Genomic DNA, 19,170 nt, shown 5'->3' with positions numbered 1-19,170 from the left:
ACTATGCACTTAGCTTCATTTATGTTTAAAAATGCCTTACTAAATGCAGATAAATCTACTAAAAATGATTTTTTAAAATCTTTAAAAAAAGTTTTAAAAAAACTTATTGAAGAGAAAAACATAGATATAAATTTAGATGATATGGAGTATTTTGACAATAAAGCTTTATATCAATTTACAATTCCTACAAAATCTAAATCCCAAAGAGTTGTTTACACTATATTTTTGCAAACAATAAGAATTGTTGGATTATTACATGATGTTGGACATCTTCCTTTTTCACACCAAGTTGAAAATGCTTTAAAAAAAGTGTATCAACAAATAAAAGCAAAAGATGAGAAGAAAAAGCAATTATGTCAAAAAGAGATACATTTTTTAGAGATTTATAACAAAATTACAAATAATGATAAAAATGTACTTCATGAAGCAATAGGTAAGGAGTATCTAAAACTACTTTTTGAGTATGAGCTATATGATTTATTTAAAAAAGATGAAGATATAGAATTTTTAAAGCTGATAAAAGAGTTAGCAATAATGATTTTAGAAGAGCAAAGCTATAAAGGTTTTGATTTTAAAGTATTACATAGTTTCATAGATAGTACAGTTGATGCTGATAGATTAGATTATATAAACAGAGATATGCTTGCAAGTGGTTATATTACAGGACCAAATGACCATATTAGAATTACAAAACAATCAGTTTTAGTTAAAAAAGAGGATAAATATTTATTAAGTTTCTTTGATATGAGTTTAATCGATATTGAACATATGTTAGAGATGAGATTTAATCTTTATAAAAAAGTAATATTTAACCATGGTATTGCAAAAACAGACACTCTTTTGGAAAATGTTGTTCAATATCTATCATCAAAATATTTTGATGACCAACTTTTAAAAGAAAAAATCTCACAAAACATCTCAATGCTTTGGGATTTTCAAAATGAAAATAAACAAAAAGAGTTAGATACTATTTCTATGTTAGATGAAAACTGGCTTATTTCTTTGTTTAAAAATGAATATTTTGAGATAAAAGATAAAGAGAGTTTAACATCACAAGATATCAAATATATGTACTGTTTTGAAGAGGTACTATTTGGTAAAAGAAGATTTAGAAGTCCTTGGAAGAATTTAAATGAATTCTATAAAGTTTTAGAGTTTAGTACAATTGAGAGATATAAATTTAGGGAAAGCTTTGGTTATATAACCTCTAATAGATTAAAAAAACTAGAAAGTAAACTTGATAATTTTATAAAAAAGTGGGAAAGTAGTATTGATGATACATTTTTTGCTTATCAAACTGTTTCATTTAAACTAGGTATTGAAAAAGAGTTTTTATTGTATGATGGATATGAGCTAATAAATTTAGATGAAATTTCAACTTTACGAAAAAGACTTAAACACTCCATGAGAAATACTGTTCCATTTTATTTATACTCTAATGAAAAGAGTTTAAATAAGCAAATGAAAGAGGATTTAAAAACTATATTATTTGACATTTTCGAGGAATGAAATAATCCTTATTTTGCTAGAATATACTGATAGTAAAAATAAGGATTGAAGATGGATTTAACACAGCTTAGAGGAAAATATACAACTAGAAATCTTGAAATAGATGATTTAGATAAAAATCCATTTAAACAGTTTGAACTTTGGTTTAATGATGCTATGAACGCAAAACTAATTGAGCCAAACGCCTTTTCTTTAAGTACAGTTGGGAAAGATATGATGCCAAGTATAAGAACTGTTTTATTAAAAACTTTTGATGAAGATGGATTTGTTTTTTTTACAAATTATAAAAGCACAAAAGCTAAACAAATAGAAGAAAACCCCAAAGCAGCTGCACTTTTTCCTTGGTTAGCTTTAGAGCGACAAGTTAAAATAGAAGGCTCTATAGAAAAGATTTCCACTGCAAAATCCCTAAAATATTTTTTATCAAGACCAAAGGGTAGCCAAATAGGAGCTTGGGTTTCACACCAAAGTGAAGTAATTAGTTCAAGAAGTTTATTAGAATCAAAATTTGATGAAATGAAAAATAAATTTGCAAATGGAGAAGTACCCTTCCCTTCTTTTTGGGGTGGCTATATAATCAAACCTACAAAAATAGAGTTCTGGCAAGGTGGAGATGATAGGCTTCATGATAGATTTTTGTATGAATTACAAAATGATAATTCATGGGATAGAAAAAGATTAGCACCATAATATTTCAAATCGTAATATTTTTTTTAAAATAAAAAGAACTACTATATAATTAATAAAAAAAGAGGTAGTTTTTATGATACTTGGTAAATGTCCCTATTGTGGTGGAGATGTAATTGAGCGAAAAACAGTCGTAAGAGGTAAAAAAGCTAAACTTTATACTTGCGAAAATGCTAGAAAAGAGTATGATGATAGTGAACAGTTTGTGTTTACTTCAGATTCAACTTGTACTTTTAGAATATACTCAAATGCACTTTTAAGATACAATAAACGAAGTATTGGCTCAAATGAAATAAAAAATCTACTAAATGATGGTCAAATAAAAGTAAGACTTCATGGAAGATCAGGAAGTAGTGAATATTTTAAATATGCCATAACAGACAAAGAGTATGGCATATCTATACTTTGGGATGAAGAGTGTGATTAGTCTCTTCTAGAAGTAGTTTCTAATAAGTGGAATCCAAATTGAGTTTTAACTGGTCCATGAACAACATTAATTTCATCATTGAAAACAACTTTATCAAACTCTGGTACCATTTGACCTTGGAAAAAGTTTCCTAAATCTCCACCATTAGCTCCTGATGGACATTTTGAATACTCTTTTGCAATATCTTCAAATTTTTCACCATTTGCAATTCTCTCTTTTAACTCTAAACATAAATCTTCTGATTCTACTAATAAGTGTCTAGCTGTTGCGCTTTTCATTATAATTCCTTATTTTAATTTTTTAATTTGGAAGTTTATCTAAACTTGTATTAATTAAAAAACTCAATTGCATTTTTACCTTGTTTTTTAGCTGCATACATAGCTGTATCAGCTTGTTTAATAATATCTTTCACACTAACGGAAGCATCACTAAAAAGTGTTACTCCAATACTTGGAGTTGAAATATTTTTATGGCCACTTATGTATTCAATACCATTTAAGGCATCTTTTATTTTTTTAGCAAGTATCCCAATATTTTTCTTTGCTTCTTCTTTATCTCTTCCTATACTATCAGCTAGGATAATAAACTCATCACCACCTATTCGTGAAACAGTATCTTCATTTCGAATAACATATTTTAATTTTTTTGCAACTTCAATTAATAACACATCCCCAACATCATGTCCCATAGTGTCGTTTATAGTTTTAAAATTATCTAAATCAATAAATATCAATCCACCTACGTTATTGTGTCTTACAACCTTTGTTATAGCGTGCTCAATTCTATCAAGAAGTAAAAGTCTATTTGGTAATCCTGTTAAATTATCATGGGTTGCTTGATACTCTAAAACTTGTTCTCTATCTTTTATATCACTAATGTCAATGTATTGACCTAAATAATTAATAATTTCATTCTTATTATTTCTAATAGCAGTTACAGTTAATCTAACAGGTAAAATTGTTCCATCTCTTTTTTTATTATAAATTTCACCACTCCAAGAGTCTTCTCTATCTAAAACTCTCCACATTCGTTCATAAAATGATTCATTTTGATGAAATGACCTAAATAAATTGGGGTTTTTTCCTAATATTTCATCTTTTGTATAACCTAATACATCACAAAAAGCTTGATTTGCCTCAATAATTTCACTATTTTCATTAGTAATCACCATAGGCACACTAGATTCAAAAGCAACAGATGCAATTTTAAGTTGTTCCTCTTGCTTAATTCTTATTTTTTCATAATCATATTTTTCTAAATAGTGAGTAATATCAAAAATCATTTGATCAAAAAGCATTTCAACTTCATAATCAAAAAAGTTATATACATTGGAATAAATTACTAATACAGAAACTTGTTCCCCAAACTTTTTGATGGGGAAAGATGCTGCTGAGTTTATATTAAACTTCTTTCCATACTCAGAAAAGACTGAAATATTTGCTTTTGTGAAATCTTCAACTAAAACATTTGATTTCCATTTAATTGCTCGTGTTAAAAGATTATCTAATTTTTCAAAATCTCCATCTAATCTTTTTTTGACAATATCTTTTAATTCACCATCTTTAGCATAAATTCTCTTTTCTTTATCATGTTCTTCTAAATCATACACAAAACAAAAAACCATACTTGAATTTTTTGAAACCATTTCATGTAATTCTGTATAAATCTCTTCTTTACTACTCTTTTTTAATAATTGTTTATTAGTTTCATTTAAAAGTTCATATACTTTTTTCTGTTTTTCTATTTTTTCAAAACTTTTTTGTTCATTTAAGATTATGTTTCTTAGTAAAAAAAGAAGACTTATTAATGTAATAAATGAAACAAATAGATAAAATACACTTACATTCTGTTCTAAGAAAGCATCTTTCGTTGCTTTTTTAGCAATGCTATCTAATTCTTTTAGCATCTCATCAAAAATTTTATTTAATGCATCTACTTTAGTAGTTGATAAGTTCCACCAATGTACTACATCAAACTCTTTAGTCAATATATTTTTTAGGACATCATCTCTGTACTTGTGAACATCTTCTTGAATTTTAAAAGGCAAGTTTTTATTATAAATTTCTTGAAGTCGTAAAGAAGAGTTTATTTTAAAATAGTTAAGATTTGATTTTTTTATGGTATGAACTTCATCAACTTTATTTTGAATTATTTCATCTAGTTTCTTATCAATAATAAGCTTAGATATAATTGCTCTTTCAATACCTGTAAACTCTTTAAAAAGTAAAAAATAACTAATATTTGTAAACTCTTTATTAAAAGCAAATGCTGACTTTACACTTTTAATAGAAATAATTGAATTTAAAAGTTTTTCATTTAATTTTGAATAGAAATCTAAAACTCTGTATGAGTCTATTTTTATTTCATTAATACTTAATCTAATATTTTCCAACAAATAGAATTGATTTTGAATATCTTTTACTAATATTTCAATATTGCTATTTTCATTGCTTTTTTTTATAAATGCTGTAGCATATCTTAGATATTCGTTAAACTTTTTGTTTGTAATTTCTTTTTGTTTTATTAACTTATCGGAAAATTTATGAGATTCTAAATAGACTACAGAATAGCCTCTCTCTTTTTGAAGTTCATGAATTAAATTTTGAGTATACTCTAAATAAACAACGTTATCTAAAGTTCTATTTATTCCCTGAGTATAATCCAATTTTTCAATAACCAATTTAGTACTGAAAAATAAGATACCAACTGCAGGTAAAGTAAATACTAATATAATTTTTAAAAGCAAAGAGTTTTTAAACAAATTTTAACACCTAGAAATTTAAATTATTTTAGACATTTTATGATTATTTTTCTTATAAAGTACTTTTTTGATTTTTTTATATAAGAACTAGCTTTTTTCAATCCTTTTAAAAATATACATTACTGTTAATAAAACTATTACAACAATACCTAATCCAAAGTACTTAAAATCATCTGCACTACTTAAAATAACTTCTCCAGCAATATAACTTGCATATCCAACTACACAAGCCCATGTAGCAGTTGCAAAAATATTAAAAATTGAGAATTTTAGTGCAGAATATTTAGTAAGTCCCATGGCTAATGGTATTAATGTTTTTATTCCATAAATATATTTTTGTATAAATACTACAAATGAACCATATTTTCTCATCATAATATGAGCAAGTGCAATTTTTCTTCCATAGTTTTTCATCATGCCTTTGGCATAGCTTTTATTTTTCCTAGCTAAAAAAAACAGAAATTGGTCACCTAAAAAATTTGAAACTCCTGCAACTAAAATTGATAAGTAAATATTTAAATCACCTGCATAAGATAATACTCCTGCAATAACTAAACCTACAAATCCTCCACCAAATGAGTATAAGAATAAGGCGATATATCCCCAATCTTTAATAAATTCTTCCATTTTATACCTTCAATTCAAAAAGTTCTAAAGCATCAATTACATCTTCATCATCTAAATCAACAATATCTTTATCAATATTTATTTTTGCTTGAGTTTGAATAAATTCTTTGACTTTAAGTCTAACATCATTTATATCTTCAACAATTGTAAATCCATTAAATTGTACTTCATTATCATAACAAAGTAAAATTCCTTCACAGTTTTCTTCAATAAAATCACTAATTTGTCTATAATTAATTTCTAAAGCAGAAGCATTCCAACCATAATCTTCTAATATTTTGTCTTCAAAAAACTCTACTCCATCACTTTGATGATCAAAATATAACATTAGTTCTTTATTTAAATCTATAATATCTTGCCATTTTGATAAGGGTTTTATTCTACATTTTGTTCCAATAATAGTTGGCTTATAATCTTTGAAAATTTCCAAAGATAATTCTTTTGCATCATTACTATTTATTAAAAAAGTATTATCATTAGTTTTAAAAATTATTGGATTTTTTACATTATCATCAATATTTTCTAATATATTCCCATTTATATCAATAAAAAAATTCTTTTTTACAGAATATAAATCTAAAACTTGTATAATATCTATATCAACTTGTAAATCTTTTATATTAATTTTTTTCATTTTTTAATTTCCTTTAAAAAGTTGTTGGATTTTAACAAATTAACTATTAAATATAGAATTTATAAAAAATAATTACATTTTATTTTAAAAAAGTAAAAAAAATAATCAATTTTTTACAATTATTAAAGTTTAATTATATATAATTTAGAAGATTTAGTAGAATTGAAGGTAAATAAATTGGCGTTGAAAAATTTTATATCAAACCTATTCAATAAAAACAGTTACAAAACACTATTTTTAATAGATATTTTGTATATGAAAGATATCAATGCTATTTATAAATTCAATAATGGTGACTATATTATTAGACAATTAAAAACATTACTTGAAACAAAAATAAAATTTGATATAAAACATGAACTTGAGAGAAAAACACTAATAAACATTTCAAATACTCATGCAGATGTATTTGAATTAACAATATATGACAATCTTGAAATAGATGAAATTTTATTAATAAAAGACATTGTTTTTAAGAATATAACTTCTCATAACTTTAAACTTTTAGATAAAAAAACTTTAATTAATATAGATGTAACGATTGGTTGTTCTAAAAGTGATGATAATCAAATTAAAATTTATGCAGAAAAAGCTTTACATAATGCAAAACTTAACTATGTTCACTATATGTTTTATGATTCATATCTTTATAAAAATGAATCTGTTAGTGAAAATTTAGTAAAAATCTTAAACTATAGTATAGATAATAACTTGGTAGAACCATATTTTCAAGCAATTGTTGACAATGAAACTGAAGAGATTGAGAAATATGAAGTTCTGATGAGAATTTTTGATCAAAATGGTAATATTATATTACCTAATGCATTCATTCAAAAAGCAAAAAAATGTAGGCTTTATACTAAGCTTATGGAAATACTAATTGATAAAACAATAAATTATATTTTAAAATACAAAATAAATGTTAGTATTAATTTGAATTATACAGATATTATTAACTCAAATATAAAAAAAGCTCTTATATCAAAAATTCAAAAAAATAATGTTGGGAAATACATAACTTTAGAGATTTTAGAGAGTGAAAAGGTATCTAATTTTAACATTGTAAATGATTTTATAACAAGTGTAAATATTCTTGGAGTAAAAATTGCAATTGATGATTTTGGTACTGGTTTTTCAAACTACGAAAATATATTAAATTTAAATATTGACTATATAAAAATTGATGGTTCATTAATCAAAAAAATTGATGAAGTTATTTATTTAAACTTAATTAAAAGTATAGTTTTATTTTGTAAACAACAGAACATCAAAATTGTTGCGGAGTTTGTTAGTGATTTAAAAATTTTAAGATATGTAAAAAATATACAAATAGATTATTCACAAGGATATTATATTAGTAAACCTAAGTCTATTTCAGAGATAATCTTGGAGAGAGAAAATGAAAAAAGAACTAAAAAAAATAACTGATTTAACTATTAATGAGTTACTTAATCAAGAAGTTATTCTACCATCAATTTATTTTGAAAAGTTCAATGAAAATGCATCAAAAATTGAAATAAATATAGAAGATGAATCTTTTCAAAATGAAATTAATAAAATAATTATTGATGAATATAATACAATTGAAGAGTATATTAATAATATTGCTTCAAATGTAACGTTAATTAAAGACTCAGCAAAAGAAGCAAAAACTGCCTTATTAGAGAAAAATGTTGATGAATTAAGTAATATTTATAAAAAAATGTCTAATTTAGAAAAAGAGATATTAACATTAAATAATAAACTTTTCTTAGATGAAACAACAAATATAAACAACAGAAAGTGGCTTTATAATCAATTTTTGAATGAAAAAGGCTTTCTAAAAGAAAAAGGTACTTCTATTTTAGTAGGAATAGATGATCTTGAATATATAAAAAAACAGTATGGTGAACTAATAGCTAATAACCTATTACTTTTCACTGTTAAGTTCATCAAAAAAAATCTAAATGATGAAAAAATAATTTATAATATAGCAAGATTTTTTGAAAATAAGATTATTATTTTTTGTAAAGAAGAAAACTTTGATGATATAAACTCTATAGTTCTAAATTTAAAACAGACACTTGCAAATGCAACACTAAAAAATAATTCAGGTCTTATGATAAAAACTTCATATAGTTTTGCCATTGAGCCATATTTTGAGAATCAAGACTCAAAAGAACTTTTTGAAAGACTTTTTCTAAAATTAAAAGAGCTGTAAAACTCTTTTGATTTTTTTATAGCAGACTCAAAACTAATAGGTTTAAATTTTATTTTAGTATTTGGTTTTGCTTGAGCTAATTTAAAACAATCAATATCTAAAACAACTCCAATTTTAGGATAACCTCCAATTGTTTGTCTATCTTTTAATAAAATAATAGGCTGTCCATCTTTAGGGATTTGAATAGATCCATAAACTATACCTTCTGATATAATACCACCTAGACTACTATTTATTTTTTCTCCTTTTAACTTACAAGCCATTCTATTAAAATCATTTGAGATTATATATTCAGACGAAAAAAACTTATCTTTTTCTTCCTTTGAAAAGCTATCTTTTTGATAAGAAAGTACAACTCTCAATTCTAACTCTGTACTATATTTTGGTATATATTTCTCTTTTAATCTTTTGTCATAATAATTTATATAAGATTTATAATTTAAGATATCTCCTGTTTTTAAAAACTCACCATTAATTCCACCTAATTTCTCTTTTATAGTTGTACTATTACTACCAAACTCTTTTTTTATAGAAAAACCACCTTTTACTCCTAAATAAAGCTTTGAACCACTAAAAAACTTACCTATTTTTAAAATATCCCCTGATTTAACACTATGAGTTCTCCAAGGTTTTATAAGTTCATTATTTAACTTTATTATTGCATCTGCTCCTGTCAATGCAATTTTTGTAGGACGCAAAAACATTACTTCAAAATTAAAAAATGATATTTCTAATACATTAGTATCTTGCTCATTATTAAGTAAAATATTTAGAATATTATAGGCATATTCATCCATAACGCCAGAATTTGTTACACCAATGTGACTATAACCAAATCTTCCACTATCTTGAATAGTAGTAAAAAAAGATGGATTTAAAACTTCTAAACTCATATTATTCCACCTTTTGATAAAAACTCTTTTTTAGTTATGGGGTTAAATTTTACTTTTGAACCAACGTTAAAAGGACTTAGATTATCTAAGTTTTTATCAAAACAGTTAAATAGTGTTTGTCCTATAATATTCCATCCACCTGGACTATTTTGTGGATAAACTGCTGTTTGAGTATCAGCAATAGCAACACTACCCTTTGGAATATTTTTTCTTGGTGTTTGCAATCTTGGTAGTTTAATTTTTTCATCTACATTTCCCATATATGCAAATCCAGGTAAAAAACCTATAGCAAAGATATCATAAATTTTAGAGCTATGTAAATATACTATTTCTTCAATATCTAACTTTGTATTATTAGAAATTGAATCTAAATCTAAGCCTACTTCTACTCCATAATATACATCTATATTAAGTAAAGAATCTTCAAGATTGATTTCATCTTCAAGTTCAAGGTTTTCTATGATATTTTTAAAAGAGTAAAAGTCTATTTTAAACATATCAAAATTAATAACAATTGAACTATAAGAAGGAATAATATCAACAATAAAATCAAAGTTTTTTTTCAAAATAGCATTATAAGTTTTTATCACTTTTTGAGAAATATCTTTTGAAATTTCATTTGAAAAATATATAATTAAAGAGTTTGGAGAGAGAGGTTTAATATTCATTAAATAAGTGCTTTTCTAATAAGTTTTATAAACTCTACTGCATTTTCATTATCTCCATGAACACATATAGTATCTGCTTTTAAAAATAGTTTTACACCATTTATACTTTGTATAAAGTTTTTTTCTTTTAAATTCACTAATCTTGAAACTAATTCTAATTCATCATGAATAACAGCATTATCATGAACTCTTGATACTAAACTACCATCATCGTTATAGTTTCTATCTGCAAAAACTTCATAAAGAAGTTCAATACTATAAATTTTTGCTGTATATGAGTACTCTTCATTTCTAGGACTTGATAAAATCATTAGTTTAATATTCTTATCAAATGATGAGATTGCACTTAAAATCGCTTTGAAAATATTTTCATCTCTCATCATATCATTATACAAAGCCCCATGGGGTTTTACATAGGCTACAGTTGTTCCGTTTGCTTTACAAAATGCACTTAAAGCCCCTAATTGATATAGAACTATAGACTTAATCTCTTCAAGGGTACATTGAATACTTCTTCTTCCAAAACCAACTATATCTTGATAAGCAGGATGTGCTCCTATTGTAACATTGTGTGTTTTAGCTAAAGAGACTGACCTAGCCATAGTAACAGCATCACTAGCATGAAAACCACAAGCAAGATTTGCCATATCAATATAAGGCATTATTTGCTCATCAGCTCCCATTTTCCATACTCCAAAACTTTCACCCATGTCACAATTTAATTTTATCATTCTACTTCCTATTAGTATTGATACATATGATACTTTTTATTTTCTGCTGCTTTTCTCTCTTCAACTTTTTTATAAGTATCAATTGCCTTTTGTTTTATCTCTTCATTTACATTTTTTGTGATATATTCATCACAAATATTTTTTAAAACCATAATATAAACTATGCTATTTAATTTTTTCCCTTCTTCGTTTCTCATCATTCTTTCCATATCAATAGCCATAATTGCCTCTTGAAAAGTATAATATAATCTTTGAGAAATATCATCTAATCTATATGTATAACCTAAAATCATATAGAAGTTTTCTTCATAATCTTTTAGTAAAGATTCTTTTTCTAATTCATTATAAAATGACGTGATTTTATCTTTACAATTTTCAATAATTTCATCTGATTCTAAACTCTGGTTCTTGTAATAACAAAAAAAGTTACAAATTTCATCAATATTTTCTATTTTTTATCCTTTTTTCACAATTTATACATTATTATATAGTCAAATAACAAAATTTTATATTAGGAAAACAAATGAAAAAATCAGTTATCGTTGCATCACTTATATTAACTACATCACTAAGTTTTGCTTTTGATTTAGGAAGTATTACAAAAACTGTTTTAGATACAGTAAATAATAACTCAACTACAACTCAAAATACAACAACTACAAATTCAAAATTAAGTGATTCTACAGTGTCAAGTGGATTAAAAGAAGCACTAAAAGTTGGAGTTAATTATGCAGTTTCAAATCTTGGAGCTAATAATGGATATTTAAATAACTCTTTAGTAAAAATTCCATTACCAGGAAATTTAGCAAAAGCAGAATCGCTAATAAGAAAAGCAGGAGGAGATGCTATTGCTGATAATTTAATTACTTCTATGAATAATGCAGCTACAAAAGCAGCACCTCAAACAGCAGAAATTTTAGTAGGTGCTATTGAAAAAATGAGTTTAGCTGATGCCCAAAATATTTTAGCTGGAGATAAAGATGCAGCTACAAACTATTTTAAAACAAACACAACAGACTCTTTAAAGAAAATGATAAAACCTATAATTCAAGAGACTATGCAAGAAAACCAAGTAGCAAAATACTACGATATGGCAAATGGTTTTTATAAAAACAATGTTGGTAATTTAGTTGATACAAGTGCAATAAGTGGATTAGCAAAGAATTTTGGTGTTGACTCATATATTCCAAGTTCATCTGATGAAAGTATTGATGATTATGTTACAAATCAAGCAATTGATGGACTATTTAAAATGATCGCAACAAAAGAAGCTGAAATTAGAAGTAACCCTGTTGCTCAAACAAGCTCTCTACTTCAAAAAGTATTTGGAAACTAAGAAGATTTTTCTTCTTAGTTTATTATCCCTCTCCACCTTGCATACAAAAGTAATTTTGAATAGAGTTATTCTTTACAAGACTAAAGTTTATATCTTGAGTAGGTAAAAATGTTTTATCAAAATTATACTTATAATCTAAATCAAACTGCTTTATTAACTGTATATATAAATCTGATTTCTTATCTAATATAAATATATCTTTACTTATTTCATAAATATGAATAATATTTATTATATATTTATTATTTATTTCATAAGTATAAAATGTATAATGTCCAAACTCTTTTTCTTCTAATTTTACGATATTTCTTACGGCTAATTTTTTCTTCAATAACTCTAAGTAATAAGGATAAGATAAACCTATCCAATCAACATCTTGATCAAGATGTATATACTCTAAATATAGATTTTCACAATTTAATGTATATGCATCTAAAACATAAGAATCGTGTCTAGTCTTTATTTCAATATTTTGAAGTTGATATTTATAAAAATTATCTGAATCAATTTTAAAAACCAATTCATTTTCAATTAAACTAAAAGTAGGTCTAGAAAGTTTTGTTACTTTTTTAATAATCTGTTTTATAAAACCCTTAAAAAGACCCATAGTTAATTCCATTTTTATTTAATATTAAGAATTGTATTGTAACTTATTTTTACTATTATTGCAAGGAAAAAGTATATTATTTGTACGTAAAAATACGTACAAATAAAAATATTATAAAGCTTTGTTAGTAATTCTTGAAAGTCTTTGAGCAAATGCTACAGCATCAGTGATATCCATACCTTCAGATAGTTTTGCTTGGTCTAATAAAATCCAAGAAACATCTTCAATTGTAGATTCATCTGGACAAGCATTTAATTTTTTTACAATTTCATGCTCTGGGTTGATTTCTAAAATTGGTGCTGATTCAGGCATTGTTTGACCCATTGCTCTCATCATCTGCATCATTTGAGCCATTTGTGCATCACCTACATCTTTAACGACACAAGATGGAGAATCTGATAATCTATTTGTAACTCTAACATCTGTTACACTTTCACCTAGTTTATCTTTAATTTTTTCAACAATTGATTTAAATTTTTCTTCTACTTCTTTTTTCTCATCTTCACTTTGCTCTACTTTTGGAGCTTCACAAGCTGTAATATCTTTGAATTCCCACTCTTTATAAGCTCCAATATTTGGAGTAATAATTTCATCAATCTCTTTATCATCTAAGATTAATACTTCAATATCATTTTTCTTGTATGCTTCAAGTAATGGAGAGTTTCTTAATACTTTTTCATTTTCACCAATGATATAGTAAATAGCTTTTTGCTCACTATTAGCGCCCTCTTTATAAGCTGCAAGTGAAGTCATTTTTCCATCTTCTGTTTTTGTTGATTTATATCTTAATAAATCTAAAATAGCTTCTTTGTTTGTAAAGTCTTGGTAAACACCCTCTTTTAATGGTCTAATATATTGAGCAATAAACTCTGCATATTTTTCTTCATCTTTTGAAAGTTTTTTAATCTCAGATAAAATCTTTTTAACAGATGATTGTTTGATATTTGCTAAAATTCTATTTTCTTGTAAAATTTCTCTTGATACATTTAGTGGTAAATCTTCAGAATCAATAATACCTCTAACAAATCTTAAATATGTTGGTAATAACTCTTTTTCATCATCAGTAATAAATACTCTTTTAACATATAACTTAACACCTGGTTGATAATCAGCTCTGTACATATCCATTGGTGCAGTTTTTGGAATATAGAAAAGTGTAGTATACTCATTTACACCCTCTGCTTTTGTATGAATTGTAAGCATTGGATCTTGCGAATCATGAGAAATTGATTTATAAAAATCATTGTACTCTTCTTTTTTTAGTTTAGCTTTTGGTTGAGTCCATAATGCCGTTGCTTCATTGATTTTTTCATGTCTTTTTTCAACAGTTTTTTTAGCCTCTTTTCCTGCTTTTTTATCCTCTTCACTTAACTCTTCTGTTACTTCTTCACTATAGTTTAAATAAATTGGGTAAGCAATATGGTTAGAATATTTTCCAACTATATTTTGGATTCTATATTTTGAAGCGAATTCTTCTGCTTCTTCATCTTTTAATTTAATATAAATCACTGTTCCATTTGACTCTTTTGTACAAGGAGCTAAATCAAACTCACCTGTACCATCACTTGACCATTTGTAGGCTTGTTCTTCACCAGCTTTTTTAGAAATTACATCTACTTTATTTGCAACCATAAATACAGAATAAAATCCAACACCAAATTGACCAATTAAGTTTGAATCTTTTTTAGCATCACCTGTTAAATTATCAATAAATGATTTTGTTCCTGATTTTGCGATTGTACCAATTGAAGCGATTAAATCCTCTTCATTCATACCAATACCATTATCTGAAATAGTTAAAGACTTATCTGCTTCATCAAAAGAAATATTGATTTGCCCTGCCCAATCTCCAGGTAGTGCTGCCTTAATATTTTCATCCGTTAGTTTTAAATAATTTAATTTATCAATTGCATCACTTGCATTTGACACTAACTCTCTTATGAAAATCTCTTTGTTTGAATATAACGAGTGTGTCATTAGGTGTAATAACTGACCTACTTCTGTTTGAAATTGATGTTTTGCCATCTTTTTTCTCCTATAAAATTTAATTTTTTATAAAGAGATTTTAACAAAACTTTATAAAACAAAGCTAAAGTTTTATAAAAAATTAGCACTTTTTATATTTAAGTGCTAAAAATTAATTTTATCCCAACAATTCTTATCTAAATAAGAATACTTCATACTATAATTTATTTTCCAACTTGGATGTTGAAATACTACAATTCCACCTAATATCTTAAATTTGTAATCTTTTTTATTCTCTTTTATCCACTTTTGTAATGCTTCAGCTTTATCTTTAGTTTCAATTGATTTAGCGGTATCTCCTTTTTTTGTATCAACAATAAAAAGCCTATTTTCTTTTGTCATAATCAAGAAATCAGGATAAAAAAGTCGCTCTTTTTGTTCTTGTGAATCAAAATATTCAATAGCAAAATTCTCTTTTCCACTATCACTTTGTTTATGCCACCAAAGAATATTTTCTTGTTTTTCTAAATATTCTATAAATTCTTCCTCGTTCTCTTTTCCTTTGTATTTTTTACGATTATAATATCTTTCATAAACATTTTTAAAAACTTTTAATTCTTCAAAATCGTCAGAAAAACTAACCTCTTTCTGAGGAATAGTTACATTTACTAATTCTTTTCCTTCTTTTTCTTTGAGTTTTATTTCATACTCTTTTCGAAATCCAATCAAAGCTTCATTTATAACTACTTTTAAAAAACTATCATTTTTAAGTAAATCATTTACAATAATCAAATAAAACTTTTCCCTATGAAGCTGAAATCTTTTATTAAACCAAACATTTAAAGCCTTTTTTAAAGCACTCCAAGACCTTGATGGATTATATTTTGCAATATCATTTTCTTGTTTTTCAAGTTCTTCAAAACACAAAAGATTATAAAGTTTTTCAATATCATTTCTACTAAAAGTAAAATTTGTTTCATTTGCTTTTTGTTTAAGTTGAACCATAAAACCATCAAAACTACTAATTGTTGCATCAACCACAATTTTATTTGAAATATTAGAAACTTGAAAATCTATTTTTTTCTCAATTTCACTTTTGTAATTATCTAAAGTATTTAGCATATATTTTTGCCACATATTTTCAGGACTTAAAGTATTAAAATCAACCCTATTATGATAAACACTTTGCAGGCTTATTTGAGAAATTTCATCTTTTAATTTTGTAAAAAATATCGGTAATTTATTCTCATTTGCTTCTTTTATATCTCGAATATGGCTTTTATTGTAATTTGTATAGATATATGCCTTATTTAAAACTTCATTTTCATAATGTTTTGCTTCAGGCATTCTCTTAACTCGTCCAATAATTTGAGTATGAAATGATGGAGATTTTATCTCTCTAAACATCACTAAAATTGAAGCTCTTGGACAATCCCAGCCTGTTGCAGGTGCTACTTTAAAAAGCATAAAATTCACTTCATTGTTATTTAAAGTTACAAAATCAAGATTTTTCTTTTCATTTGATAACCAAATAGCTATCTCTTCATCTAAAACACCTTCTGACTTTAAATAATTTAAAACTACAAGTTTTTTATTTGTTGAAACTTCCTTTTTTTCATTCATATCACTTGGAAGTTGGATAAGTACAAGTGGATTTATATCAAGATTTTGCTCGTTATAAATTTTTTTGAGTTCATCTCTTTTTTTTATCGCTAATTGTACCATCAACTTATCTTCACTCAAATTTTGACCTTGAATAGATTCTATCTCTTCTTGTGTTTGGATAATAAGTGATTTTTTAATCAAGCCACTATTTATTACTTCATCTTCCAAAACCTCTATAAATCCCGCTTTAAGATGAGTAACATCACTAATATTTGGTAAATTTTTTGGAGTTGCTGTTACCTTTACGATGATTCTTGGATTTATCAAATCAATCACTTCTTGTGCTAAATTTGTACTTGTTTCTGTATGCGCTTCATCAATGATAAGTATCAAATCTCTTTTATTTTTTGTATTGATAATAAACTCATCAAAAACGCCATAATCTCCATTTGTAAGTTCAGAATCTTTTCGCAAAACCCGTCCATCTTTTGTACTTGACTTTATCTTTGACCAATTTATAAAAAAAATGTTGTTTTTTGGTAATTCTTTAAGAGATAAATCATTTTTATCTCTTAAAGTCATATCTGTTCCATTATTAAAATATCTATAGAATTTTTCTTTTGATTGTAGATAAGAATCATCTCCACCAAAAGAAATCCAAATATAAGCCTTATCATCATCAAAATGATAGTTTCCATCAAGTGTTCTTAAAAATTCTGCCATCATTATAGTTTTTCCAGCACCCGTTGGAGCTTTAAAAATTAAAGGAAGTTGATAGTTTTTTGTTTGCCAAAGATTAAAAAATTTTTTACTTAAAGCATCTACAGCTTTTTTTTGAAAATCGACTAAAATCATAAAATCCCCTCTTTGTTTATCTCTTTATAAATTTCAATTATTGGCTCTGGAATATCTTCAATTTGGTAATTCTTCCCTAAATATTTATATGATGATTTATCAATTTTTCCAAATGAAAAAATATAAAGTTTTGTAGAATGTGATTTTGTTTTTTCTATCAATTCATCAAAACAACTTAAATCCTCTGTAAAATAAATTGCTGTTTGTTTTTTTGTTGTTTCATTTATAAAAATTTGATAATGTTCACAAAGTTCTAACATATAATGTGTATTTTCTTTGATAGCTATCATATTTCCAGCTTTTTTGGTTAGCTCTTCCCTTGTAGTATCTGTGATATTTGATATTCCATTTGTAGGGATTAAATCTGTTTTATAGTAGTCTAAGTTTCCAGATATTCCATCTATATCAACTCCTTTTGGAGTTGTGTAACCATTGATAACTTTTGAGATTCTTGGATAGGTAACTTCTTCACAAATACTATTTTCATTATTTGTACAAAGAATAAATTGTCTATTTCCTTCATCTTCTTTATTTAATTCTAGTACTGCATGTCCTGTTGTCCCTGAACCTGCAAAAAAATCTAGAATTATTGAATTCTCTTTTGATATAATTTCAAGTAAATATTTAACTAATTTAACTGGTTTCGGATAACTAAAAATTGATATACCAAAAATATTTTTTAAATCATTATTCCCATCTCTAGTTAATCCTTGTTCTAATAATAAGCTTCTAGGTTTTATTTGCCGTTCATTATTATCTTCTTCATAAAGATAATTTTTAGTATAAACTTGCCATTTTTTTTTAGAATCTAAAACAATATCAATCTTGCCTTTCAGTTGTTCTTTTTCAAAAGTTTCTTTACTCCATCTCCAAATTGTTGGTGGTAAAATTTTAGTTCCATCAGGTGCCATTATTTCATATCGTAAATTTGGTCTATTATCATCAATACCTGTTTGATACAAATTTTTTCTTTTGTAAAAACCATATTTAGCAAAATTATTATCTTTGAATTTGTATTCTTTTTTTTGTTTATCAGAAATCTTTGTAAAAAATTTATCTACACTATTTTCATTCTTTGCATAAATTAATATATATTCATGATCAGACGCAAAATATTTTGCATCTGAACCTCCACCAGCTTTTTTCTTCCATACTAATTGACTTAAAAAACTATTTTTAAAAATATCATCACAAAGCAATTTTAATTGTGCAACTTCATTGTCATCAATACTTATAAATATAACTCCACTATCTTTTAGAAGATTATGTGCAAGTTTCAATCTTTTACTCATAAAATTTAGCCATTTACTATGTCTATATCCATCTTCCTTATCCACAAAACTATCGTTATATTTAAAATCCTTATTTCCTGTATTATAAGGAGGGTCGATGTATATGACATCAATTTGACCTTTGTGCGTATAATTTAACACTTGTAAAGCATGATAATTATCACCCTCTATCAAAATATTTGTAGGTTTTTGAATATCAGTTTTTATTGTTTTTTCATTAATTTTTTTAAGAATTGGGATGCTATTTTGGCACTCAATTACAACTTTTTCAGGCTCTTTTTCATCATCCCAAACAAGACCATATTTTTTAGATTCTAATTGCTTAATTTTTTGAATTAATTGCGCTTTTGTATAATTTTCATATTTCTTCATA

18 protein-coding genes are annotated in these 19,170 nt (G+C 25.6%); 6 read left to right on the top strand and 12 right to left on the bottom strand.

Features of this window, described 5'->3' with window-relative positions:
- Nucleotides 1-3: 3 nt before the first annotated feature.
- From APAC_RS04730 to APAC_RS04720, 3 genes are all read left to right on the top strand, one after another.
- On the top strand, nucleotides 4-1,509 hold the full coding sequence (locus APAC_RS04730) for an HD domain-containing protein (protein WP_228255944.1): 1,506 nt from the start codon (nucleotides 4-6) through the stop codon (nucleotides 1,507-1,509).
- Nucleotides 1,510-1,560: 51 nt separating this feature from the next.
- Nucleotides 1,561-2,199 carry a pyridoxamine 5'-phosphate oxidase gene (gene pdxH, locus APAC_RS04725; protein ID WP_130233028.1) on the top strand — a complete coding sequence of 213 codons (639 nt, stop codon included), beginning with the start codon at nucleotides 1,561-1,563 and terminating at the stop codon, nucleotides 2,197-2,199.
- Nucleotides 2,200-2,272: 73 nt separating this feature from the next.
- On the top strand, nucleotides 2,273-2,623 hold the full coding sequence (locus APAC_RS04720; protein ID WP_130233027.1) for a hypothetical protein: 351 nt from the start codon (nucleotides 2,273-2,275) through the stop codon (nucleotides 2,621-2,623).
- Here APAC_RS04720 and APAC_RS04715 read toward each other — a convergent pair.
- From APAC_RS04715 to APAC_RS04700, 4 genes are all read right to left on the bottom strand, one after another.
- Nucleotides 2,620-2,901: a peptidylprolyl isomerase gene (locus APAC_RS04715; protein ID WP_130233026.1), complete on the bottom strand. Its 282-nt coding sequence runs from the start codon at nucleotides 2,899-2,901 to the stop codon at nucleotides 2,620-2,622. The two genes, APAC_RS04720 and APAC_RS04715, sit on opposite strands and share 4 nt — an antisense overlap.
- Nucleotides 2,902-2,951: 50 nt before the next feature.
- Nucleotides 2,952-5,384 carry a diguanylate cyclase domain-containing protein gene (locus APAC_RS04710; RefSeq protein ID WP_130233025.1) on the bottom strand — a complete coding sequence of 811 codons (2,433 nt, stop codon included), beginning with the start codon at nucleotides 5,382-5,384 and terminating at the stop codon, nucleotides 2,952-2,954.
- Nucleotides 5,385-5,471: 87 nt separating this feature from the next.
- On the bottom strand, nucleotides 5,472-6,011 hold the full coding sequence (locus APAC_RS04705; protein WP_130233024.1) for a DedA family protein: 540 nt from the start codon (nucleotides 6,009-6,011) through the stop codon (nucleotides 5,472-5,474).
- Nucleotide 6,012: 1 nt separating this feature from the next.
- Nucleotides 6,013-6,645 carry a hypothetical protein gene (locus APAC_RS04700; RefSeq protein WP_130233023.1) on the bottom strand — a complete coding sequence of 211 codons (633 nt, stop codon included), beginning with the start codon at nucleotides 6,643-6,645 and terminating at the stop codon, nucleotides 6,013-6,015.
- 183 nt (nucleotides 6,646-6,828) lie between these two features.
- Here APAC_RS04700 and APAC_RS04695 point away from each other — a divergent pair, with 183 nt between their 5' ends.
- Nucleotides 6,829-8,073, top strand: a complete 1,245-nt coding sequence (locus APAC_RS04695; RefSeq protein ID WP_130233022.1) for an EAL domain-containing protein — start codon at nucleotides 6,829-6,831, stop codon at nucleotides 8,071-8,073.
- Nucleotides 8,045-8,845, top strand: coding sequence for a diguanylate cyclase domain-containing protein (locus APAC_RS04690; protein WP_130233021.1), 801 nt, complete (start codon nucleotides 8,045-8,047; stop codon nucleotides 8,843-8,845). Before APAC_RS04695 ends, APAC_RS04690 begins: the two co-directional genes overlap by 29 nt.
- Here the strand turns inward: APAC_RS04690 and APAC_RS04685 are convergent.
- From APAC_RS04685 to APAC_RS04670, 4 genes are read right to left on the bottom strand one after another with little or no spacing between them, the layout of a single operon-like run.
- On the bottom strand, nucleotides 8,791-9,738 hold the full coding sequence (locus APAC_RS04685; protein ID WP_130233020.1) for a 5-oxoprolinase subunit C family protein: 948 nt from the start codon (nucleotides 9,736-9,738) through the stop codon (nucleotides 8,791-8,793). The genes APAC_RS04690 and APAC_RS04685 overlap by 55 nt on opposite strands.
- Nucleotides 9,735-10,406 (bottom strand): 5-oxoprolinase subunit B family protein, encoded by a 672-nt coding sequence (locus APAC_RS04680; RefSeq protein WP_130233019.1) that lies wholly within the window; start codon nucleotides 10,404-10,406, stop codon nucleotides 9,735-9,737. Before APAC_RS04680 ends, APAC_RS04685 begins: the two co-directional genes overlap by 4 nt.
- Nucleotides 10,406-11,137 carry a 5-oxoprolinase subunit PxpA gene (locus APAC_RS04675; RefSeq protein WP_130233018.1) on the bottom strand — a complete coding sequence of 244 codons (732 nt, stop codon included), beginning with the start codon at nucleotides 11,135-11,137 and terminating at the stop codon, nucleotides 10,406-10,408. Before APAC_RS04675 ends, APAC_RS04680 begins: the two co-directional genes overlap by 1 nt.
- Nucleotides 11,138-11,148: 11 nt before the next feature.
- Entirely contained in the window at nucleotides 11,149-11,430 is a 282-nt protein-coding gene (locus APAC_RS04670) for a hypothetical protein (RefSeq protein WP_130233017.1), read from the bottom strand.
- 230 nt (nucleotides 11,431-11,660) lie between these two features.
- Between APAC_RS04670 and APAC_RS04665 the strand changes: the two genes are divergently transcribed.
- Nucleotides 11,661-12,473, top strand: coding sequence for a DUF4197 domain-containing protein (locus APAC_RS04665; RefSeq protein ID WP_130233016.1), 813 nt, complete (start codon nucleotides 11,661-11,663; stop codon nucleotides 12,471-12,473).
- A gap of 22 nt (nucleotides 12,474-12,495) precedes the next feature.
- On the opposite strand, the gene APAC_RS04660 is transcribed toward APAC_RS04665, so the two are convergent.
- The 4 genes from APAC_RS04660 to APAC_RS04645 all read right to left on the bottom strand — a co-directional run bounded on the left by APAC_RS04660 (nucleotide 12,496) and on the right by APAC_RS04645 (nucleotide 19,169).
- Nucleotides 12,496-13,080 (bottom strand): hypothetical protein, encoded by a 585-nt coding sequence (locus tag APAC_RS04660; protein WP_188353755.1) that lies wholly within the window; start codon nucleotides 13,078-13,080, stop codon nucleotides 12,496-12,498.
- Between the two features lie 111 nt (nucleotides 13,081-13,191).
- The gene (gene htpG / locus APAC_RS04655; RefSeq protein WP_130233014.1) at nucleotides 13,192-15,105 is read right to left on the bottom strand and encodes a molecular chaperone HtpG; all 1,914 of its coding nucleotides are present in this window, start codon (nucleotides 15,103-15,105) and stop codon (nucleotides 13,192-13,194) included.
- 105 nt (nucleotides 15,106-15,210) lie between these two features.
- A complete protein-coding gene (locus APAC_RS04650; protein WP_130233013.1) occupies nucleotides 15,211-17,505 on the bottom strand; it encodes a DEAD/DEAH box helicase family protein in 2,295 nt (764 codons plus the stop codon).
- Nucleotides 17,502-19,169 (bottom strand): site-specific DNA-methyltransferase, encoded by a 1,668-nt coding sequence (locus APAC_RS04645; RefSeq protein WP_130233012.1) that lies wholly within the window; start codon nucleotides 19,167-19,169, stop codon nucleotides 17,502-17,504. Before APAC_RS04645 ends, APAC_RS04650 begins: the two co-directional genes overlap by 4 nt.
- Nucleotide 19,170: the final 1 nt, after the last annotated feature.

The sequence above is a fragment of the Malaciobacter pacificus genome, assembly GCF_004214795.1.
In the GTDB taxonomy this organism is placed as follows: domain Bacteria; phylum Campylobacterota; class Campylobacteria; order Campylobacterales; family Arcobacteraceae; genus Malaciobacter_A; species Malaciobacter_A pacificus.
The sequence above is the reverse complement of the archived record's forward strand: the minus strand, read 5'-3'. Positions and strand labels throughout refer to the sequence as shown.